The sequence below is a fragment of the Streptomyces odontotermitis genome (assembly GCF_050510915.1).
GTDB lineage: Bacteria > Actinomycetota > Actinomycetes > Streptomycetales > Streptomycetaceae > Streptomyces.
Map to the genome: position 1 here is coordinate 95,393 of NZ_JBNJLS010000006.1, position 20,703 is coordinate 116,095.

Annotated in this window: 19 protein-coding genes; 10 read left to right on the forward strand and 9 right to left on the reverse strand. The window is 71.7% G+C overall.

Annotation, left to right across the window (positions count from 1 at the left end):
- From ACQB60_RS19005 to ACQB60_RS19015, 3 genes are all read left to right on the forward strand, one after another.
- On the forward strand, positions 1-1,815 hold the full coding sequence (locus ACQB60_RS19005) for a M60 family metallopeptidase (protein WP_496927195.1): 1,815 nt from the start codon (positions 1-3) through the stop codon (positions 1,813-1,815).
- A 286-nt stretch (positions 1,816-2,101) separates the two neighbouring features.
- The gene (locus ACQB60_RS19010; RefSeq protein ID WP_496927196.1) at positions 2,102-3,046 is read left to right on the forward strand and encodes a hypothetical protein; all 945 of its coding nucleotides are present in this window, start codon (positions 2,102-2,104) and stop codon (positions 3,044-3,046) included.
- A complete protein-coding gene (locus tag ACQB60_RS19015; protein ID WP_496927197.1) occupies positions 3,039-3,680 on the forward strand; it encodes a class F sortase in 642 nt (213 codons plus the stop codon). Before ACQB60_RS19010 ends, ACQB60_RS19015 begins: the two co-directional genes overlap by 8 nt.
- A gap of 114 nt (positions 3,681-3,794) precedes the next feature.
- Here ACQB60_RS19015 and ACQB60_RS19020 read toward each other — a convergent pair whose 3' ends face one another.
- Positions 3,795-4,556, reverse strand: a complete 762-nt coding sequence (locus ACQB60_RS19020; RefSeq protein WP_496927198.1) for a MerR family transcriptional regulator — start codon at positions 4,554-4,556, stop codon at positions 3,795-3,797.
- A 211-nt stretch (positions 4,557-4,767) separates the two neighbouring features.
- Here ACQB60_RS19020 and ACQB60_RS19025 point away from each other — a divergent pair, with 211 nt between their 5' ends.
- The gene (locus ACQB60_RS19025) at positions 4,768-5,919 is read left to right on the forward strand and encodes an epoxide hydrolase family protein (protein ID WP_496927199.1); all 1,152 of its coding nucleotides are present in this window, start codon (positions 4,768-4,770) and stop codon (positions 5,917-5,919) included.
- 446 nt (positions 5,920-6,365) lie between these two features.
- Here ACQB60_RS19025 and ACQB60_RS19030 read toward each other — a convergent pair whose 3' ends face one another.
- Positions 6,366-7,307, reverse strand: coding sequence for a peptidoglycan-binding domain-containing protein (locus tag ACQB60_RS19030; RefSeq protein ID WP_496927200.1), 942 nt, complete (start codon positions 7,305-7,307; stop codon positions 6,366-6,368).
- Positions 7,308-7,637: 330 nt separating this feature from the next.
- On the opposite strand from ACQB60_RS19030, the gene ACQB60_RS19035 reads away from it, so the two are divergent.
- Positions 7,638-8,102 carry a carboxymuconolactone decarboxylase family protein gene (locus tag ACQB60_RS19035; protein WP_496927539.1) on the forward strand — a complete coding sequence of 155 codons (465 nt, stop codon included), beginning with the start codon at positions 7,638-7,640 and terminating at the stop codon, positions 8,100-8,102.
- A gap of 37 nt (positions 8,103-8,139) precedes the next feature.
- On the opposite strand, the gene ACQB60_RS19040 is transcribed toward ACQB60_RS19035, so the two are convergent.
- The 4 genes from ACQB60_RS19040 to ACQB60_RS19055 all read right to left on the reverse strand — a co-directional run bounded on the left by ACQB60_RS19040 (position 8,140) and on the right by ACQB60_RS19055 (position 11,572).
- The gene (locus ACQB60_RS19040; RefSeq protein ID WP_496927201.1) at positions 8,140-9,591 is read right to left on the reverse strand and encodes a hypothetical protein; all 1,452 of its coding nucleotides are present in this window, start codon (positions 9,589-9,591) and stop codon (positions 8,140-8,142) included.
- 103 nt (positions 9,592-9,694) lie between these two features.
- Complete coding sequence (locus tag ACQB60_RS19045; RefSeq protein ID WP_496927202.1) at positions 9,695-10,429, reverse strand: S1 family peptidase; 735 nt, start codon at positions 10,427-10,429, stop codon at positions 9,695-9,697.
- A gap of 98 nt (positions 10,430-10,527) precedes the next feature.
- The gene (locus ACQB60_RS19050) at positions 10,528-11,004 is read right to left on the reverse strand and encodes a hypothetical protein (protein WP_496927203.1); all 477 of its coding nucleotides are present in this window, start codon (positions 11,002-11,004) and stop codon (positions 10,528-10,530) included.
- A gap of 4 nt (positions 11,005-11,008) precedes the next feature.
- Positions 11,009-11,572 (reverse strand): helix-turn-helix domain-containing protein, encoded by a 564-nt coding sequence (locus tag ACQB60_RS19055; protein WP_496927204.1) that lies wholly within the window; start codon positions 11,570-11,572, stop codon positions 11,009-11,011.
- Between the two features lie 196 nt (positions 11,573-11,768).
- Between ACQB60_RS19055 and ACQB60_RS19060 the strand changes: the two genes are divergently transcribed.
- Positions 11,769-12,929, forward strand: coding sequence for a pyridoxal phosphate-dependent aminotransferase (locus tag ACQB60_RS19060; protein ID WP_496927205.1), 1,161 nt, complete (start codon positions 11,769-11,771; stop codon positions 12,927-12,929).
- 33 nt (positions 12,930-12,962) lie between these two features.
- Here ACQB60_RS19060 and ACQB60_RS19065 read toward each other — a convergent pair whose 3' ends face one another.
- Positions 12,963-13,604 (reverse strand): TetR/AcrR family transcriptional regulator, encoded by a 642-nt coding sequence (locus tag ACQB60_RS19065; protein WP_496927206.1) that lies wholly within the window; start codon positions 13,602-13,604, stop codon positions 12,963-12,965.
- 167 nt (positions 13,605-13,771) lie between these two features.
- Here ACQB60_RS19065 and ACQB60_RS19070 point away from each other — a divergent pair, with 167 nt between their 5' ends.
- Positions 13,772-14,488, forward strand: a complete 717-nt coding sequence (locus tag ACQB60_RS19070; RefSeq protein ID WP_496927207.1) for an SDR family NAD(P)-dependent oxidoreductase — start codon at positions 13,772-13,774, stop codon at positions 14,486-14,488.
- A 148-nt stretch (positions 14,489-14,636) separates the two neighbouring features.
- Entirely contained in the window at positions 14,637-15,869 is a 1,233-nt protein-coding gene (locus ACQB60_RS19075) for a cation:proton antiporter domain-containing protein (RefSeq protein WP_496927208.1), read from the forward strand.
- Between the two features lie 86 nt (positions 15,870-15,955).
- Here ACQB60_RS19075 and ACQB60_RS19080 read toward each other — a convergent pair whose 3' ends face one another.
- Positions 15,956-16,768 (reverse strand): hypothetical protein, encoded by an 813-nt coding sequence (locus tag ACQB60_RS19080; RefSeq protein WP_496927540.1) that lies wholly within the window; start codon positions 16,766-16,768, stop codon positions 15,956-15,958.
- Between the two features lie 129 nt (positions 16,769-16,897).
- Positions 16,898-17,389 carry a histidine kinase gene (locus ACQB60_RS19085; protein ID WP_496927209.1) on the reverse strand — a complete coding sequence of 164 codons (492 nt, stop codon included), beginning with the start codon at positions 17,387-17,389 and terminating at the stop codon, positions 16,898-16,900.
- Positions 17,390-17,763: 374 nt separating this feature from the next.
- On the opposite strand from ACQB60_RS19085, the gene ACQB60_RS19090 reads away from it, so the two are divergent.
- The gene (locus ACQB60_RS19090) at positions 17,764-19,344 is read left to right on the forward strand and encodes a threonine/serine exporter family protein (RefSeq protein ID WP_496927210.1); all 1,581 of its coding nucleotides are present in this window, start codon (positions 17,764-17,766) and stop codon (positions 19,342-19,344) included.
- Between the two features lie 194 nt (positions 19,345-19,538).
- The gene (locus ACQB60_RS19095) at positions 19,539-20,597 is read left to right on the forward strand and encodes a cytochrome P450 (protein WP_496927211.1); all 1,059 of its coding nucleotides are present in this window, start codon (positions 19,539-19,541) and stop codon (positions 20,595-20,597) included.
- Positions 20,598-20,703 lie beyond the last annotated feature (106 nt).

Consider the following 20,703-nt stretch of genomic DNA (forward strand, 5'->3'; position numbering starts at 1 on the left):
ATGATCCTCAACTCGAGACGGGCCACGGCCCTGCTGTGCGTGCTCGCGGTGCCGTCCGCGACGGGAGCGGCCACCGAGCCGCCCACGGAGGCGCAGGTGCGCGTGGTCGTCGACACGGACGGCGCCGCCAAGTACATCGCCCCCGGCGACACCTTCCAGATGAAGCTGAACGTGTACAACGACGGCCCGGCCGCCGCCGACAAGATCACCACCAGGATCGCGGCGCCCGAGGGTGCGGTCGTGGCCGACTACCACGGGGCGTGGCGCAACTACTGCACGGCGACGCAGACCGGCGTGACCTGCACGCCCCCGCGGTCCGCACCCGGCGACGGCAGCTACAGCGACTGGATCACCGTCGACCTGAAGGCCGACCCGAAGGCGGCCCCGAAGGCGAAGCCCGCCACGCTGACGGTCACCGCCACCGCGACCGCCACGGTCAACGGTGTGGAGGCGCAGCCGGTCCGGGCCGAGCAGCGCTGGACCCTGGAGAAGGCGCCGGTGTACCGCGCCCCGGCCGAGCGCGCGTTCCCGCAGAAGCGCACCCTGCGCTGGAGTCCGCTGCCGTCGTCGAAGGCCGAGCAGGACCGGCTCGGCCGCTGGATGATGCTGCCCGACTACCGGCCCACCGGATATCTGGTGAACGCGGGCGACAAGCTCGTCGTGGACGTGCAGCGGACCGAGCGGGGCGACCCGGCGCCCGAGCTGGTGATCGGCAACCACGGCATGCGCAACCCGGACCACGAGCTGCAGGATCTGCCCGAGCCGCGCACGTACGAGCTGAAGGCCGGGCGCACCACGGTCACCGATCCCCGGGGCGGGGTCATCAACCTGCGCTATGTCGACGACCGCCCCGCGAAGCAGCGGCACAAGGTCACGGTGACGCTCGGAAAGACGGCGCGCCCCCTCCCGTACTACGTGCTCGGCAAGACCACCCACAAGCAGTGGCAGACCATGCTGGAGGCGGCCACCGCGCCCTACGCCCAGCTGCGGGGGCGGCACGTGCAGCTCGCCGTGCTGCGCGACACCGCGCGGCAGCAGGCCGCGGCGAGCCAGGACGAACTGCTCACGACCTACGACACCGTGGCGGAGCAGGAGGACCGGATCAGCGGTCTGCGCGGCGAGGGGCAGCCCGCGGGCAGCCCGCTGCTCCAGCAGATCGTCGAGTTCCGCAACGGCTACACCGCCAACGCCACGGACTACCGCGTGGCCTGGCCCTCCAGCTGGGGCAGCGAGGAACTCCTGACCGCCAAGGGCCTCAAGCACTCGTGGGGCCTGTGGCACGAGATGGGCCACCAGCGCCAGATGTCCCGGTGGACCTGGCAGCCCATGACCGAACAGACCGTCAACATCTACTCCCTCGCCGCCATGCGGGCCTTCGGCGCCGACCCCAAGGACACCGGGCACGCCGGGCCGGCCGAGTGGCAGCTGGCGCTGAAGTACCTCGATCTCCCCGACCACCAGCGGGACTTCGATGCCGCCGGGAGCGCGACGGGCACCGGGAGCCTGCAGAGCAGCGAATACCACTTCGGCCGCTTCGTGATGTTCGAGCAGCTGCGCACCCTGTTCGGCGACGCCTTCTACCACCGGCTGCACACGGCCGCCCGGCCCGCCGCCGAGGACAGTGCCGGGGACGACGCGGCCCGCAAGAAGTTCTTCATGGTCGAGGCGAGCAAGGCGGCCGGGCGGGACCTGACGGCGTACTTCACCGCTTGGGGGCTGCGCCCCGCCGCCGACGTCCGCAAGGAGATCGCCGGCCTCGAACTCCCCGAGCAGCCCGCGGAGTCCAGCCGCACCCCGGTCTACGGCCAGCGCTAGCGGCAGCAGCAACTCCCACAACACCAGGCGACATCAGCGACGCGTCAAAATCCCCAGGGACTTAAGGCCCTAATCTCCTCGCAAAGCGGCGGCAAACAGAATTCATTGATACGGGAATTCGCCCCTGGTGGGTCCACGCGAGTAGGGCAGGGACTTTGGTCCTTGGGGACTTTTACGGCCTTCGACTGCCTGCAACCTGAGCCGCCCACCTGCGCATCATCAGGGGTGTCGGAATTCCGGCACCACACACGGGAAATTCCCAGGAGCCAGGGGAGGCTCATTCAGTATGCGTAAGGCATTCACCATCTCCGCCGTCGGTCTGGCGGCATCCATAGCCCTGGCGGCCCCCGCGGCCGCGTTCGCCGCTGACGCGCCGTCGCCCGATCCGTCCTCGCCGTCGGCCTCCGCGTCGACGCCGTCGGACAAGGCGTCGGTGCAGCTGCACCTGTCGAGCCCGGCGCACGCGACCGGGTTCCGCGCGGGCGAGCAGGTCAAGATCAGCGCGACGACGTCCGACAAGGCGCGGAGCGTCAAGGTCGTCTCGGACGCGTTCGGCTCCGTCAGCCTGCACTCCACCGGCGGCACCACGTGGACGGGCACGGCCACGGTCAAGAAGGACGTCAAGATCGGCACGTACCCCGTGACGGCGACGGCGAACTTCGGCGACACCGGCGCGCAGACCACGGGCTCCATCAGCACGTGGTCCGACAGCAAGCCCACCCCGCAGCCCGGCAAGGCGACCTTCTCGATGTCGACGGACGGCGGCAAGCCCGGCGACCACGTCGGCCTCGACATCAAGGGCACCGGAGAGCTCAAGCCCGGCTCGGTGTACGTGAAGTCCGACGCGTTCGACGGCGGCAAGGTCGTCCTCAAGCCGGTGCGCGGCGTCAACGGCGCCTGGCACGGCACCGCGACGGTCTCGAAGAACACCAAGGCCGGCTACTACGGCGTGACCGGCTATGCCGACGGCCAGAAGGTCGACACCCTCAAGTTCGGCGTCGGCGCGGGCAGCGCGGGCACCAACACCTCCCACGGCACCCACAACAACGCCGTCAAGCCGGTCGGTCCCGGCCAGTACAAGACCCCCAAGGGCTCCGTCCAGACCGGCATGGCCCCGGTCGCCGACAGCCACGAAGCCGGCAACATCGCGGGCATCGCCCTCGCCTCGGGCCTCGGCGTGACCGCCCTCGCCGGAGCCGGCGTGCTGCGCCGCCGTCGCCACGATGGCTGAGGCGGTCCGCAGGAGCCGTCGTGGCCGCCGCGTCCCGTACGCGGCGGCCACGACGGCCGCCGTCGCGCTCGCCGTCGGCCTGGCGGCGGGCTGCTCGTCGTCGAAGGATGACAAGGGCGCGCACCACGCCGCCGCCCTGTCCAAGGCCGACATCACCAAGACGTCCTCGCTGCCCGCCTCGGTGCCCGACCACCTCGAGATCCCGGACATCGGCGTCGACGCGAAGCTCGACTCGGTCGGCCTCGCCTCCGACGGCACCATGCAGACACCGCCGTTCGACAAGCCGATGGAAGCGAGCTGGTACAAGAACGGCCCCACCCCGGGCCAGACCGGCGCCGCCGCCATCGCGGGCCACATGGACACCCCGGATACGCCCGAGGCCGTCTTCTACAACCTCAAGAAGCTGAAGAAGTACGAGCAGATCGAGGTGCACCGCACGGACGGCACCACGGCGGTGTTCGCCGTCGACGAGGTCGACACCTACAAGAAGGACCAGTTCCCCACGCAGAAGGTGTACGGGAAGACCGACAAGGCCGAGCTGCGCCTCATCACCTGCGGCGGCGATCTGACGAAGGACCGCCACTGGGACTCCAACGTCGTGGTCTTCGCCCACCTGATGGGCAAGGAGGCATGACGTACTCCTCGGGCTCCTCGGGCTCTTCGTGCTCTTCGGGCTCTTCGGGCTGAAGTCCGAGGAGCACGACCCGGCAGGGGCCGCCGCTCCCCGTTGCGGCGGCCCGGTCCCGGCTCAGCGCAGCCGGGTCGCGGCATACACGTCGATGGCGTCGCGCTGGTATGCGGCCAGGCCCGGCGCGATCCCCTCGTACGCCGCGCGCCAGTGCTCGTTCTCCACGCAGGTACGCCCGATCGCGCGGTACTCCTCGGCGGAGGCCGCCCGGATCCGGGCCAGCGTGCGGTACTGGGTGTCGATCTCGGCCTGCACCTCGGCGGCGTCGGCGGGCAGGCCGGTGGCCAGCAGCTCCGCCAGCCGGATCATCTGCGCCGTGCGCTCGCGCTCGTCGGCCTCCCTCTCTGCCGCACTCGACGCCGCGCCATGCCGCTCGACGGCCCCGACCAGCTCCGGGAAACCGTGCAGGGCCTTCATGCACTGGGCGGACCGGATGCCCTCGAACAGGTTCTCCGGCCGGCTGATGCTGATCATGTCTGTGCCGTCCTTCCTGGACTGTTCCAGTTCGGCGATCGTGCGGGCGACGGAGCCGGCCAGGACATCCAGCCGGTCGCGCTCGGCGAGCAGCCGACGGTGATGGCCCCGCAGGGCCTCCACCTCGTCGACCTGCGCGGCCAGGATCCGGCCGATCTCAGGGAGCCCCACGCCCAGCGCCCGCAGCACGAGAACCTGCTGCAGCCGCAGCAGTTGGCGCTCCTCGTAGTAGCGGTGGCCGTTGGCCCCGATGCTGGCCGGCGGCAGCAGACCGATCTCGTCGTAGTGCCGCAGCGTCCGGGCCGTCACCCCCGACATCCGGGCGACCTCCGCGATCGGCCAGGCCATCGCCGCCTCCCCCCCCACACGTGCTTCACCGGGCCGGATTCTCCGGCTCTGCTCAGGACGGTAGAGGCTTCCGCTGCGGCAGCTTCAAGCCCCCGCTCCGAGGCTCCCAGGTCCCGCGCCGATGGGCGGGCGCCCGAACAGTGATCACGACTGGTCCGCTCGCCGAAGCCAGCGCAGGCGATGTGCCGGGAACGCCCATATTTTGAGGATCATGTGTGCTGACATCAGCCCGTTCCGGATCCAGATCCCGCAGGACGATCTCGATGACCTGCATGACCGACTGGCCCGTACGCGGTCGCCGTACCCGGTGCCCGGCGCCGAATCCGAGTGGGATCACGGCATCCCGTCGGCCTACCTTCACGAGCTGGCCGGCTATTGGGCGAATGGGTTCGACTGGCGTGCCCACGAGGCCAGGCTGAACACGTTCCCGCACTTCCTGACCGAAATCGACGGGCAGACCATCCATTTCCTGCATATCCGTTCGCCGGAGCCGGACGCCACACCGCTGCTGCTGAACCACAGCTACCCGACCTCGTTCGTGGAGTTCCTGGAAGCCAGCGGGCCACTGACCGATCCGCGTGCGCACGGCGGGAACCCGGCCGACGCGTTTCATGTCGTCATTCCCTCGCTGCCCGGCTTCACCTTCTCCAGCCCGCTCTCGGCACGCGGCTGGAACCTGGAGCGCACGGCCCTGGCCTTCGGCGAGCTGATGACCCGCCTCGGCTATGAGCGCTTCGGTGTGGAAGGCGGAGACCTCGGCGCCGGCGTGACCGGCCGGATGGCGATGCTGCTGCCCGACCGGGTGATCGGCGCGCACACCCATGGTGACCGGCTCCAGCTCGGCATGGTCGGCGAGGACCTCCCGGTGCCGGACGGCCTGAGCCAGGAGGAGCAGGCCGAGCTCGAAGCGGCGCAGCACAGCTGGGCGCAGATGAAGGGCTACCGGGTGCTGCACTCGACCGCGCCCAACGCCTTGTCGGCGGGTCTGGCGGACTCGCCGATCCTGCAATTGGCCTGGATCGCAGAGAAGTTCGTGCAGTGGGCCAACCCCGCCACACCGATCAGCCGCGAGAACGTGCTGATCACCGCCAGCCTCTACTGGTTCACCCGGACCGGCCCCGCGGCGGGCGACTTCTACTGGGAACTCGCCCACGCCGACAACCCGGGCTGGGGCGGCCCCTCAACTGTGCCCATGGCCTCCTCGCTGTTCTACAGCGACCCGCTGGTCCGCAAGGTCCTGGGCCCCGGCGACAGCGGAACCTTCTTCAGGGAGCACACCGAAGGCGGGCACTTCCCCGCGTTCGAGGTGCCCGACCTGTTCGTCGACGACATCCGCGCCTTCTTCCGAACAGTGCGCAGCTGACACAGCGCCCGTCCGCCATGACCACCACCCGCCCGAGGAGCAGCGACCGGCAGCGCCGCGCCATGCTGGTCCGTCGCCGCCTGCTCGCACCGTCCGTCCGCGCGACATCGGTGGAGCAGGCGTTTTACGAGGACCACAGCCTGGTGCGGATGCTGAGCATGCGCCGCACCGTGTTCGTGGTGCCGAAAGCCCTGGCGCCGGTGGTGGCAGCGTCCACCGCCCGCACTGTCGCGGCCCGCGAACGCGCCGCCCTGGGCAAGGTGCTGGCCGGACAGCTCGGACACGACGCGGCGTGGCTGGAAGCCGTCGAACGTGACCTCATCGCTGCCCTGGCCGATCTCGGTGAGGCCGACGCCCCCCCCAGATCGCCGATGCCGTCCCGCAGCTCAAGGAGCAGATCACGCTCTCCCGACCCTGTGGTGCAACGGCCACATCAACGCCGGGCTCTATACGGGGGCCTCGGTGTCGACGGCGGCACGGGTGACGGGCCCGTACACGCCGAGCGGCTCGTGGATGTTCCGGGCCTGCTGGAGACGGGCCACCGCGGACGCGACATCGCTGCTGTAGTAGCCGTCCACGGGACCGATGTAGAGCTGCAGGTGTTGGAGCTGCTGCTGTACCCGTACGACGGAGTCGCCGCTGGCGCCGACGGAGAGCGAGCCCGGCGGACTGGACACCGGCGGCGCCGGGCGGTGGTGCTGCGTGGGGCCGGGCTTCGCGGCCGGCTTGCGGGTGGGGGCCGGGGGAGGGGTGGGTGCCGGGTTGTCGGCCGACGGCTGGCCGGTGTCCTCGGGCGGGGTGTCGGGCGAGGTGTCCGGGCTGGGGGTCGCCTGGCGGTTCCCGGACGCGGCCTCGGGGGCCGAGGGCTCCGGGCTGCGGGACGTCGCGAGGAACGCGGCCGTGGTGACGGCGAGGGCCGCCGCCGCGGCATACCCGTAGCGGGAGGGCCGGGCGCGTCGTGGGCGCCGTCGGGAGCGGCGCCTCGCGGCCGGTGCCGTGACCGGCGCGGTGACCGGTGCGGTGAGCGGGGACGCGGCCGGTGGCGTAGTGGTCGGTGGTGCGGTGATCGGAGGCGCAGGAGGCGCCGTGGGAATCGGAGGAACGGGAGGCATCGGAGGCACGGCCGGAGTGGAGGAGGCCGGGCGGTCGCGCCGGGGCGCGGCGGGCGCAATGCGATGACGGCCCTTCGGCCCCTTCGGGTCCTTGCGGTTGTTGTCCTTGCGGTTCTTGCGGTGGGACGACGGCGCCGTGCGCGGCGCCGTGAGCGGAGGTCCTACCGGAGGCAGCGTCACGGTGGCCGTCGCGGACCCACCGGGAGTTGTCTGCTTCAGGTAGGACGACAGCGCGGGGTACGCCGTCAGGTCTGAGTCAGCTGCCTTGAGATTCACAGCGCAGAACCTAGAGGCCGACACCCTCCCGAATCGCCCGCACAGCGCCCGACCAGTGATCCTTAAGGCGCCGTTGAAGATCACCTCAAAGCCGGTTAAGGGCATGTCCGACGTGGGCGGACATGAGCGCGGCAGCGCCTGCCGGAGAAATTTCCCCGACTCCGGTCACATCGGCGCGCGGGCATCCGTCAGTGCTGTGAAGACGCCGATCAGGCCGTCGGACCACAGCGAAGGAGCCCAGCCATGACGAACACCCCCAACACCCCCAACACCCCCAACACCCCCAACACATCGCCCACCGCGCCCACCACGAAGCCCTCGATCTCCCGGATGCCCAACCCGGGTGAGTTCGTGCCCGAGTTGAGTGACATCAGCGCGGCCCTCTTCAAGGCCACGGGCAACCACTCGGTGCCGCGCACCACCATGAACCTCGTCCACCTGCGCGCCGGGCAGATCGTGAACAACACCTACCTGACGATCCTGAACACCGGTTTCCTGCGGAAGGCCGGAGAGTCCGAGGAGCGCATCACCGCCGTCTCCTCCTGGCAGGACGCCCCGTACTTCACCGACGCGGAGCGTGCCGCGCTCGCGCTGGTGGAGGCCACCCTCCAGCCCGCCCCGCACGGTCAGGAGCGCGTCTCCGACGAGCTGTACGCGGAGGTGGCCGAGCACTACGACGAGAAGGCGCTGGCCACCCTCACGATCGCCATCGGCCAGATCGGCTTCTTCATCGCCCTGGCCGTGATCGGCAAGCCGCAGCCGGTCACCTCGCTCGCGGACGAGCAGTGGGACTGACGTCCGGCCCTTGAGGCTGATGACCGGCCCCCCCTCCTCAGTCGCCCCCGCAGCCGCCCCCACAGCTGCTCCCGCAGCCGTGCCCGCCGCAGCTGTGGCCGCCGGAACCGTGACCGCTGTCGCCGGAACCGCCGCCCGAGCCTCCGTCCCAGACGCCGCCCCCGCACCCGCCACCGCTGTTGCTTCCCCAGCGGTTGCGCTCGGACGGCCGGGGCCGGGCGGCCCGTCCGCGGGCCTGGCGCTCCTTCCTCAACTGCTCCTGGCGCAACCGGGCCTTGCGCTGCTCCTCCTTGTACCGCTCCGCCTCCGCCTGGGCCTGCTGCCGCCTGGCGCGCTCCCGCTCGGCGGCGTCGGCCGGCGTCCACGGGCCGAGGCCGTGGCGCTGCTGCGGCCGGAGCACGGCGGACACGAGGCGGGTGCGGATCTGCCCCGCCTCCCCTTGATGCGCGTGGTACTCCACGAGGGCGCACTCCACCACCACCTCGGCCCCTTCGTGCAAGGGCCCGTAGACGATCGCCTCGAAGGGCTCGTGGGCCGCGTCGATGTCGTGGTGTCCGCTCCCGGCGCCGTACGCCGTGCCGCTGCCCAACAGGCGTACGCCGTCGCGGGTTTCCCGGTCCCCGGGGACGTACGAGATGAGGGGCCGCCCCGATGTCGTACGGGCGTCCGGGTACAGCCAGTGCCGCCCGCCGGGGCCCTTGCGCACGCCCACGATCAGGGCGGGCTGCGGCTCGTCGTGCAGTCGGCGGGCGGCCCGGGAGGCGGTCATGCCCCGGCCGAAGAGGGTGCTGCCGGGGACGGCGAGGAGCAGCGCGACGCTCTGGTGTCCCACGGCGTCGTACGGGGACGCGGCGCCGGACGCGTGGAGATCGCTGACCAGGCCGTCGGTGAGGACACCGGCCGCGATCAGACACAGCGCGAGACCGAGATAGACCTGGAAGTGGCCGCGGCGGCCGTCCGTCTCCGGAACCCCGTCGGGAAGGTCGACGCGGCGCCTGCCCGCCGCGTCGAGGGCGAGCCGCCGCTGGCGGCGCCGGGCGCGCAGCCGAAGACAGCTGCCCGCCAACGCCCAGGCGCACGCGCCCAGTTCGAGGAGGTATCCGGCAGTGCCCGTACCACCGAGGGATGGGGTGGAGGAGAGGGCGGAGGCCGCGTCGGCCGCGACGCCGACGGAGGCCACCGCGGCCGCCACCGGCAGGAACCGGTACCAGAGGGGGAGGGCCAGGAGCAGGAACGCGGCGGGGTAGCGCAGCCAGTCCGTCCCGCTGCCGCCGGTGCCCGGCCAGGCCGCTGCCGTCGACGAGGCGGCGACCGTCATCACGTACGCCGTGAGGACCACGGCCGCGAGAGCCCAACTGCCCGCCCCCGGGGCGAAGATGACCGGCAGCCGTGCCCTCCGCCACTGCTCCGCACCGCTCACGGGCCAGGCCGCGACACCGCCGTCGGGTATCGCCCCGCCAGGCAGGTGCTTGACATGGAAATGAGCCACTACGTCCCCCTAGATGTACTTCACTACGCGGCGACCGTACCCGCGGAGCGGGGCGCACGGGTGAGGCGTGCGGCTCCCGCATCCCGAACTCCCGTTTCCCGCGCTAGCGCCGGGTGACGGAACGGATCCAGGAGAGCTGCTGGGAGATCTCCCCGGCCTCGGCGACCTTGTCCCGGTCGGAGCCGTCGAAGACCCCGAGGAGGGTCTCCTTCCCGTGCGGGGCGATGCTCACCACCGGACCTCCGGAGTCACCCCCGGCGGGGATCCCGGACACCTTCTTCATGCAGAAGTCCGAGCCGCCCGGCGTGGTGTAGCCCCTGCACCGGGGATCGTCGGGCCGGACGACCCGCAGGTGCGCCTGCTTGAGCACCGGGGACTGGCAGGTGTTCTCGTCGTCGGTGCAGGTGGCTCCCCACCCGTACTGCCGCACGTCAAGGCCGGGGTGGACGGCAGTGGTGGCCAGGCGTGCGGGCCGGACCTTCATCCGCGGCACCTTGATGAGCAGCATGTCCGCGCGTGCGCTCCCCGCACGCTTGCCGCGCAGCGGGCGGACCGTGGTGCCCCTGCGCATGTCGAGGTTGCCGACGCGGAACGAGATCCGCTTGTCGGCGACCGGCTGGCCCTGCTCGAAGAAGCAGTGCGAGGCGCTGATGATCCATTGGCGGGTGACCGCCGTCCCGGTGCACGTCGGTTTGCCGTCGACGAGCATGCGCACCGCCCAGGGGGCGTAGGCGCTCTTGGACCCGCCGATGACGGCGGAGGCCGGCGCGGACGACATCACCGTGCCCGTCACCAACAGGAGGGCGGTCAACAGCAGAACACGAACTCGACGCACCATTCGTAACGGCTCCTCTTCTCAGGGCATCGCCTGCACTCCTGAACTCCTTTACCGAGGAAGAGATACCTGTCGGAGCCAACTGGTTCCGCGCGCGGCCGTCATGGCTGCATGGCCGCGCGGCAGCCGCGCGCCCAGTCGTCCCGGTACTGCGTCGCAAGGCTGCCGGTGTACTCGGGTGTCGAGGCGTAGCTGTCGCAGATTTCCTGGTAGTCCGCCTTGCCCGTGCTCTTGCTGACGGCTCTGAACTCGAGGACTGATCGTGCCGTGGCATAGGCCCTGACCGTCGTGTCCAGTGAGTCGGTCGCCGGGCCTCTGGGGAGCGGGGAGTCGGCCTCTGCCGGGGACGGCGCGGGTGCCGCGGTGCGGGTGGCCGTGGTGGTCGGCGTCGGGCCGGGTTCTGGTTCCGCTGCGGTGCGCGCCTTCACCCACGCATAGCCCCGGTCATAGGCTTTCTGGGCCTTCGGGTCGGCCTGGTCGGGGAAGGCCGCGGATTCGAGCACCGTGGTGGCGGCGGCCGAGAGGGCGATGACGGCGGCCAGGGATATGAGGACGGTGCGGGGCTTGGGCTGACGCATCACGTCAGCCTTCCACATGCCGGTCGGCGGGCGTGGAGGCGGTCCTGGTGGTCGGATACCGGACCACCAACACGGCCTCCACGTCCCCCGACGGCGCCCCGTACACATGCGGCACATCGGCCGCCCACTCCACGTGCTCTCCCGGGCCTGCCTGGAGGGGCGCCGTGGCCGGACCCACGACTGCGGTCCCGGTGACGGCGACGAGGTGCTCGGTGGCGCCGGCGGTGTGCGCGCCCGACTGCTGGCGCTGCCCCGCCCGGATCCGTATGCGGAACACCTCCGTGACCGCCGCACCGTCCTCGAACCGCTCGATCAGCCGGGCATCCACGGCGGTGCCCGAGAGTTCGGCGTGCTCGACGGGCGCGCTCAGGACAGCGGTGAGGTGGGTGCCGAGTGCGGTGGTCAGGGCGTACAGGGTCTCAAGGGTGGGGTTGCGGCGGCCGCTCTCCAGCTCGGACAGGGTGCCCTTGCCGATTCCGGCGCGGCGGGCCAGCTCGGAGAGGGACATCCCCTGCTCGTCGCGGAGTTGGCTCAAGCGGCGCCCCACCTGCTCGGGGAGATCACTCATGTCGTACGGACTCCTTCCGCCGCTCCTGGCCCTGCTGCCGCCCTCGCACTCGCACTCCACTCGACGCGGCCAAGTCCCCTGCGCCGCAGCACCGTTGACCGAACCGTACAGCCGTCCTACTGTCACCCGTGTGCGTTCTGTTTACGGAACGCAGCGTGCCCCAGCCAGAGTACGTCCACGTCCTGGAGGGATCCGTATGAGCGTGTCGCGGCTGCGCCACATCCCCGGCATCGGGGTCGACGCGATGGGCGACGCGGCCGATGCCGCTCACGACCCGGACCTGCTGCGCCTGGAGAACCTCGACACCGACCTGCGACCACCCCAAGTCGCCCTCGATGTCACCCACGTGGCGATCGACGACGACGCCGCCAACAGCTTCCTGCCCTTCCAGGGCAAGACCGAGCTGAGAGCCGCGGCGGCCGCGCACGTCGGCCGGATCGCGGGTGTCCCCTACGACCCCGCCACCGAGTGCCTGAGCGTCGCCGGGGGCCTCAACGGCGTACTCAACGTGCTGCTCGCGACCGTCGAGCCGGGCCAGGAAGTGGTGGTCTGCGACCCGATCTACGCCGGGCTCGTCAACCGCATCCGGCTGGTCGGCGGCGTGCCGCGACATGTGCGCGGCACCCCCACCAAGGACGGCTGGAGCGTCGACCCGGACGAACTCGCGGCCGCGGTCGGCCCGAACACGGCCGCGGTCCTCGCCATGTCCCCGGCCATGCCCACCGGCGCCCTGCTCGACCACACCCACTGGAACGCCCTCGCTCCCAAGGCCGTCGAGCACGACTGCTGGATCGTGTACGACGCCGCCATGGAGCGCATCCGCTTCGACGGCCGCGCCCCCGCGCACCCCGCCTCCCACCCGGCCCTGGCCGACCGCACCCTTACCGTGGGCTCGGCCTCCAAGGAACTCCGCATGATCGGCTGGCGGGTCGGGTGGGTCGTCGGCCCCGCGCGGATCATCGCCGATGTCCACCTCGTCGGCCTCACCAACGTCGTCTGCCAGGTCGGCATCGCCCAACAGGCCGTCGCCGCCGCCCTGGACGCGCCCGACGCCGAAGCCGACGTGGCCGCCGCCACCCGCGTCTGGCAGCAGCGCTGCGCGCTCATCCTGGACGAGCTCGCCGACTACCCCTGCGTCCGGCCGCACGGCGGCTGGTCCCTCCTCGTCGACACCGCCGCACTCGGCCTGCCCCCGGCCGACGCCTCGCACCGCCTCTTCCACCGCGGACAGGTGGCGGCGACGCCCATGACGGGCTGGGGCCCGAGCGGCGACGACTACGTCCGCCTGGTCTTCGCCAACGAGCCGGTCGAGCGGCTGCGGGGGCTGGGGGAGCGGTTCAGGGCGGCGTTCGGCTAGGCGGTTGCCGCCTGCCACCCTCGACCGTCCTGCCTAGGTCTTGTCGCCCGGGCTGCCCAGGCTGCCCAGGGCGTCGTGGACCTGTTGCCCGGTCAGCGGACTCGCGGGCAAGGGGCTGCGGGCGGCCTCGGTGCGCAGGCCGTCCAGGAGGAAGGCGGCTTGTCGGCGCCAGGCGTCCGGGGCGGCCTCGGCGGTCGCCCGGGCCAGCAGGGCATTGGCGGCGAAGACGAACACCAGGTCCGCGTTGGTGAAGTCGGGGCGCAGGACGCCGGCTTCATGGGCCCGCTCGACGATCCGTTGCGCGGCGCCCATGGTCCGGCCGCAGGCGGTCATGAGGCGCTCGGCGCCCGGGTAGCGGCCGCTCACCACGTCGGCGACGGCGGGGTCGGTGGCCTGGAGTTCGCAGAGCTTCTCGACGTAGTACGCGAATCCCTCCCAGGCGTCCTCCTGGGACAGGGCCTGCTCGGCGACCTCGTTCAGGCGGCGCGCCGCACGATCGGTGACCACCTCGTCGATGAGGGCCTCGCGCGTGCCGAAGAGGTTGTAGAGCGTCCCGTGGCTCACTCCTGCCCGGCGGGCGATCTCTTTGAGCGGCACCTGCAGGCCGCGCTCCTGAAAGAGCTCTGCGGCGGCTGCTCGCAGCTTCTCCGCGTTGCGTTGCGCGTCGGCCCGCATCCGGTGATTCCTCCTGGCCCCGGCCGTCGAACAGAACTTGACCCTCAGGTCAACTTGCATGCTACCGTCGAAAAGTAAGTTGACCCAAGGGTCAAGATATCGAAACGCCGAAACGCCGAAACGCCGAAACGCCGAAACGCCGAAACGCAGAGAGCAAGGAGCCCCTCATGTCCAAAGTGATCGCCGTCTTCGGGGCCGGTACCGGTCTCGGTGCCTCCGTCGCCCGTCGCTTCGGCCGTGAAGGGTTCCGTGTCGCCCTGGTGGCGCGCCGCCGACAGCGTCTGGACGCGCTCGTCGAGGGCCTGGCGAAGGACGGCATCGAGGCAGCCGCTTTCATCGCCGACCTGTCCCGGCCCGCCGATGTACCCGCGCTGATCGCGAGCATCCGCGACCGCTTCGGCCGCATCGACGTGATCGAGTACGGGCCGTTCAGCGCCGGGCAGAGCTTCGCCCCGGCCGCCGAGACGGACGCCGCCTCCCTGGAGCAGGGCCTCCCGATGTTCCTGCTGACCCCCGTGGAGGTGGTCCGCGCCGTACTGCCGGAGTGGACCGAGCGGGGAGACGGCGCCTTCCTCCTGACCACCGGCGTCTCGGCGGTCCACCCGATGCCCGGTCTCAGCGGACTGGCTCCCGTGGGAGCCGCCGCCCGCAACTACCTCTACTCCCTCCACGGCGAACTGGCCGACGCAGGCATCTACATCGGGACCCTCTCCGTCGGCGCATCGATCGCCCGCAGCGAGTTGAGTGCACTCGTCGCCCGATCCGGCACCCCCGCGGGCTCGACCGCGGAGTTCCCGGTCGTCGACCCCGATGACCTCGCCGAGCAGTACTGGGACATGTACACCAGACGCGACCGGATCGAGCAGCTCCACCCTCAGCCCTGAAGCGTGCGGCGCAGCCGGGGCGGTGTCCCTTCCGGGTGATGGCCCGGGCGCGGCTGCCGTGGGCCGCGGCGGCGGGAGCGGAGACTGGCCGGACGCCCCTGGCCTGCCCCGTTCTCGTTCTCTCTCGTTACCGCTCCTGTGAGTCGCCGTGTTCGCTCTTCTCCTTCTGGTGTCCCTGCTGTTCGTGTGGACCCTGGTGTCGGAACGGCTTGCGCGGTGGAGTGTCACCGCGCCCCTCGCGTTCGCGCTCGCCGGGATCGTCCTGACTCGTGGTGAGCACCCGCCCGTCCAGCTCGACCTGGAGACGCACGCCTTCGAGCGCGGCGTCGAACTCGTCCTGGCGGTCATGCTGTTCACGGACGCCACCGAGGCCCGCGACTACGAACGGCTGGGCAAGTCGGTGGGGGAGGGCCGGTTGCTCGGCCTGGCGCTGCCCGCCTCGGTCGGGCTGACCAGCCTCTTCGGCGCCGCGCTCTTCCCGGGCACGAGCTGGTGGCTGCTGGCCGTGGCCGCACTGGTCGTGATGCCCATGGACCTCGCCCCGATCGCCACGTTCCTGCGTGATGCGCGGGTGCCGCTGCGGGTGCGTGCCGCGCTGAACATCGAGGGCGGCTTCAACGACGGGCTCATCTCCCCGCTGTTCGCCTTCTGCGTGGCCAACGTCGTCTCCGCCCACGGCGATACGTTCACCGATCTCGTGCTGAACGCCCTGAAGGGCGCGGTGTACGCGGTGCTCGTCGGCTCGGCCCTGGGGTTCCTGGCCTCCTGGCTGGTGCGGCGCGCCCTGGAGGCAGGATGGGCGCGGCCCGCCGGGCTGCGACTGGCCACCTTGACGCTGCCCTTCATCGCGTACGCGGCCGCGGTGCCGATCGGCGGCAACGGCTTCGTCGCCGCGTTCGTGACCGGCCTCTGGTACGCCCACACGGCGCACGCCATCGGCCACCACAACCTCGAACTCGCCCACGACGCGGTCGAAGTGATGGCCCTGGCCGTGTGGTTCGCCTTCGGCAAGCTCACCGCGGACGACTTCGCGCAGGGCGGCGTCACCTGGCCCGTCATCGGCTACGCGCTGCTCGCCCTCACCGTCGCCCGGATCGTGCCGGTGTACGCGGCGCTCGGCGGCATGGGCTTCGGCCGGGTGGAGCGGGGCGCGGTCGGCTGGCTCGGCTCCCGCGGGGTCACCTCGATCGTCTTCGCCCTCCTCGCGTACGTCCAACTGCCCTATGACAGCGCGGTGTTCATCTTCAACGTGACCTGTGCGACCGTCCTGCTGAGCATCATCCTGCACGGCGTCACGATGGAGCCCGTCGCCCGCTGGTTCGAGGGCCACCAGGGCCGGAGTGCTCCGTCGTCGCTCGCCGAGGCGGACGGCGGTCGATGACGGGCGGGCATCGGCGCGCCCTGGCCCGGTGCGTGCCGTCCCGGCCCGTCCCGACCTGCCCGACCCGTCCCGTTCCGACCCGGCCTTCACGAGTCCGAGTTGCCCGAGCCCCGGTCGCCCTCAGGGGGAGGACGGTGTGCGTCGGCGTCGTCCGGAGCCCGCGTCGCCGTCGGCGCTCCGGCGATCGTGTCCTGGAACCAGGTGCGCAACCTCTCCCAGCGGGCGTCGTGCCGGGCGGTCTGCCGTTCGGCGCGGGCCCGCTTGGCCGGGCGGTCGCGGTAGAAGCGGCGGTACCAGGGAGAGCCGGGCCGGGCCAGGCGGATCGCCGCGGCCGTGCCCACGACCGGGACGAAGAGACCGAGCACCCCCAGCCGGAGCTTCCCCTTGGCGAACGCGACCGCCGCGCACAGCGCGTCCGCCACGATCGCCGTGATCCACCAGCCGCGCCCGGTCGTCGCGAGGTCGCCGAAGGAGTCGATGCCCAGCGGGGTGATGCCCAGCAGGACGGCCCCGACCGCGGCCACGGTGAGGGTGATCGCCTCGACGGAGGCGCGTCCCTCCTTGGACCAGTAGACGTCCTGCAGGTGCAGGATCAGCGCGAACTCATCGAGGACGAGTCCGGCCCCGGTGCCGAACACAACGGCGGCCAGGCAGCGGGACAAGCCGTCGTCGCCGGACACCCCGACCGCCCAGAAGCCCCCGATGACGGTGAGGATCACGCCGGGCACCACGTGGTGGATGTGCAGTCCGCCGGAGCTGACATTGCGGAACGGCCCCCGCCCGGCCCGGATCATGCGCGTGATCAAGCGGGTCACCAGGAACACCACGACGAACGCCAGCAGCGCGAACGTGAGCGGCAGCCGTCCGTTCGCGCTCGCCGCCAGTACCCGTTCGGCCAGTACCCGTTCCGCTCCCGCTTCCGCCGTCGCGGCTGTCAGCCCGTGCTCCGTCACAGCCCGTAAACGAGCCGCGGGAGCCGCGGACACTGAGGCCGTGAGGAGGCCACGCAGCCCGTACGGCTCGGTCAGCTACGCCTTGCGGGCCGCCTTCTCCGCCGCCCGCACCTGCGCGGCGAACCCCTTGGCGGACAGCCGCTCCAAGGTGCCGCCATGGCGCAGGGCCAGGTCGTCGGCGGGCCGCGGGGACTCCTCGTAGAGGTCGGCGACGAGCGCCGCCGTCCCGTCCTCGACGCGGCCACTGACGTAGATCAGAGCGGCCCCGCCCTCCTGATCGCGGGCGTTCGCGAGCGCCTCGGCGGCGGCCGCCGCGTTGGTCAGGCCCAGGAACGCCCCCGCGGGACCGGCGAGCAGCCCGAGCAGACCACCGACCACCCCGGCGCCCACCGTGTACCCGGCCGTGCTCTCCACGTGGCTCTCCGGCACGTCCACGATCCCGTCCGCCGAGCGTTCCAGGACCGCGACCGCCGCCAGATCGGGCAGCAGCTTGAAGTCCGCGAACGCGGCGCGGCAGCGATCGGGATCCGCGAAGAAGATCAGCAGCACATTGTGGGTGTCGGCCATGACGGGGGCTCCTCGGCTGGCTGCTTGGCTGGCTCTTCGGCGGGGTCTTCAGCGGGTCTTCGGCGGGTCTTCGGCGGGTCTTCGGCGTGACGGGGCCATTCCAGTGGACCCGGCGTCGGCCGCCCTCGCCAGTGGAACCCGGGAGGCGGGACGCGGCGGACCGTGCGAGATTCGGTCGTGTCCGCTGCGTCGCCGGAGTGAGGAGCCCGATGGTCGCACTGGTCCGGTCGGCCACGCAGGTGACCAAGGTTTGCCTGGTCCCCTGCGGCGCAGCGAGCTGTTTCCGGCCCCAGTCCCGGCCCCAGTCCCGGCCCCAGCTCCAGCCCTGGCTCCGGTCCCGGTCCCGGTCCCGGTCCTGATCGGATCGTGCGCGGATGAGCTGGTGGTGGGAGAGGGCGAGGCGCACCGGGCGACAGCGCCGCCGCAGGGACGGGGCGCCGCCGCGGACCGGTGACCCGGGGGCCTCCGGCGTCGTCGGCCCGGGAGATGGTCCGCCGTCGTCCGAAGCGTCCACGCACGACCTCGCCGCCGCCCTTCGCAAGCGGCTGCCCCCGCTCGGCGCCGACACGATCCGGGTCCCGCGCAGCGAGGACCTGGAGCCGCGCATGCTGCAGGAGCTCGCCGCCACGCTCAGCACGGTGGGCATGGACCTCGTGCGCGCGGCGGAGCGCACCGCGCAGATCGAGAGCACCATCAAGGACATCGCGGCCCGCTACGGCGTCGCCGCGCGCTGTTTCGCCGTGCCCACCGGCGTCTTCGTGCGCGTCGCCCACGGCCCGGGCAGCACCGCCGGAATCGTCGACTTCGCGCCGGTCGAGGGCCCCGACCTCCGGCTCGACCAGGTCCAGGCCCTGCAGCTCCTGGTCGAGCGGATGCGGCGCGAACCCGTACCGCTGCCCGAAGTGCGCGGCGCGCTGCGGGAAGTCGAGGACCTGACCGTCCGGTTCAACCCGGCCGCCCGCGTCCTGGGGTACGCGCTGCTGACCATCGGCCTGGGCGTGGTGCGCCACCCCACCGTCCCGGCCATCGTGGGTTACGCGGTCCTGGGCGTCCTGGTCGGCCTGCTGCACCTGCTCGGCGACCGCTTCCCCGCGATCAGGAGCGGGCTGCCGGTGGCCGCGGCCGTGCTGGTCACGGTGGTGGCGCAGCGCTGGGCGGGACCTGTGCTGCACGAGGCGCCGACGAACCTGTTCATCCCGCCCCTGATCGCCTTCCTGCCGGGAGCCTCACTGACGCTGGGCGTCATCGAACTCGCCGCCGGGGCCGTCCTGTCCGGCATGGCCCGGCTCGCCAAGGCGGGCAACGTTCTGCTGCTGCTCGCCTTCGGCATCCTCGTCGGCACCACCGCCGTGGGCGCCCGCCCCGTCGCCGAGCCCTACCCCGACACCCTGGGGCGCTGGGCCCCTTGGTGCGCACTATTGCTGCTCGGCCTCGGCTTCCAGCTCTTCCGCATCGCCCCGCCCCGCGTCATCGGCTGGCTGGTCGGCGCCCTGTTCCTGGCCCGCTTCGTGCAGTCGCTGGGCACCACCGTCCTCGGGCCCGCCTTCGGGGCGTTCGCCGCGGGCATGCTGCTGCCGCCGATGGCCGCCGCGATCCAGCGGCGGACCAGCACACCGGACCGGGTGATCTTCTTGCCGTGCTTCTGGATGCTGGTCCCGGGCTCGACCGGGCTGCTGGGCGTCTCCGAACTCTTCGTCCAGCACAACGCCAACAGCGTGCCCGACCTGATCACCACCACCGTCACGGTGGCCGCGATCGCGCTCGGCGTGCTGGTGGGAGCGGGCCTGCTGCAGCGCCCCCACCTCGAACTCGCCACGGCGGCGCCGTCCGCCGATTCCAGGGCGCCTGATTCCCGTACGACCGAAGCCCGTACGACCGAATCCCGTACGGTCGAAGGGCCCGGCAGTCGCGGCGCCGATCCTCCGGCGGCCGGGGGAGGAGACGGGCCCCGCTGACCTCCGGTCGGCCACTGCCCTGATAACTGCCCTGATCTCTGCGGAGCCTTGACTTCTCAGGAGTGCCGCCCCACCGTGCCGCCATGACGCCCTCGTCACCCCCGTCACCCCCGTCACCCCCTCCGCCACCTCTGCCTCGCTCCCGCGCCGCCTTCGTCCCCTGCTCCGGCGAGAGTTGGCGCGACCCGTACCCCATGTACGCGGCGCTGCGCGACCCCGAGGTGTACTCCTCCCGTCAAGGGCTCACCTTCACGTACGGAGACATGGAGGCCATCGGCCTGGACGCGGCGACGCCGATGGTGATGCTCGACCCGCCCGAGCACACCGACTTCCGCAGGCTGATCACCAAGGGGTACACCCCGCGCCGCGTCGCCGCCATCGAGCCGGACATACGAAGCTTCGTCCGCGGCCGCCTGAACCATCTCGACCGGCTGGCGGAGGAGAGCGGTGGCGCCGAAGTGGACCTGATCTCCGCCCTGTTCAAGCCGCTGCCCAGCTTCGTCGTGGCGCGCTACCTCGGCGTCGACGCAGCGGACCGGGCGCGGTTCGACGGCTGGACGGAGCAGATCGTCGCCGCCAACGCCCAGGGGGACCCGCTGAACGCGACCGAGGCGGTCGGCGGTCTCTTCGACTGCTTCACGCAGCTCATCGACCGCCGCCGCACCACCCCCGCCGACGACACCGTCTCCGACCTGATCCAGGTCATGGGCGACGACGAGGCGAGCCTGCTGCGCATCCTGGGCTTCGCCTTCACGATGGTCGCGGGCGGCAACGACACCACCACGGGGCTGCTCGGCACGGCTGCCGAACTCCTCACCGCACACCTGGAGTTGCGGCACGCGCTCGCCGCCCGACCCGGCCTGATCCCGCACGCCGTCGAGGAGTTTCTGCGCCTTGCCGCACCCGTGCAGGCGCTGGCCCGCACGGTCACCAGGGAAGTGACCCTGCACGGCGCCACCGTCCCGGCGGGCCGCAAAGTGCTCCTGCTGTACGGGTCCGCCAACCGTGACCCGCGCGAGTTCGGCCCCACGGCCGACGTACCCGACACCGACCGAAGCCACCGTCAGCACGCGGCCTTCGGCTTCGGCCCGCACCACTGCCTGGGCGCCGCCGCGGCCCGCCTCCAGGCCCGCGTCGCCCTGGAGGAACTCCTCGCCCGCTTTCCGGAGTTCACGGTCGACGCGGCGCGCGGCACCTTCGCGGGCGGCAGCTTCGTACGGCGGTACGCGACCTTGCCGTGCGCTCTGGGCTGAGGCTGGTTGACCGCTGCCGAGGTATATGACCTTGCGCAAATGCACAAGCGTTCAACGTGTTCACGCCCGGAGGGTTGGCGCTCCGCTCCCTTCTCCCGGGGATCAG

Bases quoted from the DNA above. Each gene is read 5' to 3' on its own strand.
- ACQB60_RS19005 (WP_496927195.1), top strand. From the start codon at position 1: ATGATCCTCAACTCGAGACGGGCCACGGCCCTGCTGTGCGTGCTCGCG.
- ACQB60_RS19010 (WP_496927196.1), top strand. From the start codon at position 2,102: ATGCGTAAGGCATTCACCATCTCCGCCGTCGGTCTGGCGGCATCCATA.
- ACQB60_RS19015 (WP_496927197.1), top strand. From the start codon at position 3,039: ATGGCTGAGGCGGTCCGCAGGAGCCGTCGTGGCCGCCGCGTCCCGTAC.
- ACQB60_RS19020 (WP_496927198.1), bottom strand. From the start codon at position 4,556: ATGGCCTGGCCGATCGCGGAGGTCGCCCGGATGTCGGGGGTGACGGCC.
- ACQB60_RS19025 (WP_496927199.1), top strand. From the start codon at position 4,768: ATGTGTGCTGACATCAGCCCGTTCCGGATCCAGATCCCGCAGGACGAT.
- ACQB60_RS19035 (WP_496927539.1), top strand. From the start codon at position 7,638: ATGCCCAACCCGGGTGAGTTCGTGCCCGAGTTGAGTGACATCAGCGCG.
- ACQB60_RS19045 (WP_496927202.1), bottom strand. From the start codon at position 10,429: ATGGTGCGTCGAGTTCGTGTTCTGCTGTTGACCGCCCTCCTGTTGGTG.
- ACQB60_RS19050 (WP_496927203.1), bottom strand. From the start codon at position 11,004: ATGCGTCAGCCCAAGCCCCGCACCGTCCTCATATCCCTGGCCGCCGTC.
- ACQB60_RS19055 (WP_496927204.1), bottom strand. From the start codon at position 11,572: ATGAGTGATCTCCCCGAGCAGGTGGGGCGCCGCTTGAGCCAACTCCGC.
- ACQB60_RS19060 (WP_496927205.1), top strand. From the start codon at position 11,769: ATGAGCGTGTCGCGGCTGCGCCACATCCCCGGCATCGGGGTCGACGCG.
- ACQB60_RS19065 (WP_496927206.1), bottom strand. From the start codon at position 13,604: ATGCGGGCCGACGCGCAACGCAACGCGGAGAAGCTGCGAGCAGCCGCC.
- ACQB60_RS19070 (WP_496927207.1), top strand. From the start codon at position 13,772: ATGTCCAAAGTGATCGCCGTCTTCGGGGCCGGTACCGGTCTCGGTGCC.
- ACQB60_RS19085 (WP_496927209.1), bottom strand. From the start codon at position 17,389: ATGGCCGACACCCACAATGTGCTGCTGATCTTCTTCGCGGATCCCGAT.
- ACQB60_RS19090 (WP_496927210.1), top strand. From the start codon at position 17,764: ATGAGCTGGTGGTGGGAGAGGGCGAGGCGCACCGGGCGACAGCGCCGC.
- ACQB60_RS19095 (WP_496927211.1), top strand. From the start codon at position 19,539: ATGTACGCGGCGCTGCGCGACCCCGAGGTGTACTCCTCCCGTCAAGGG.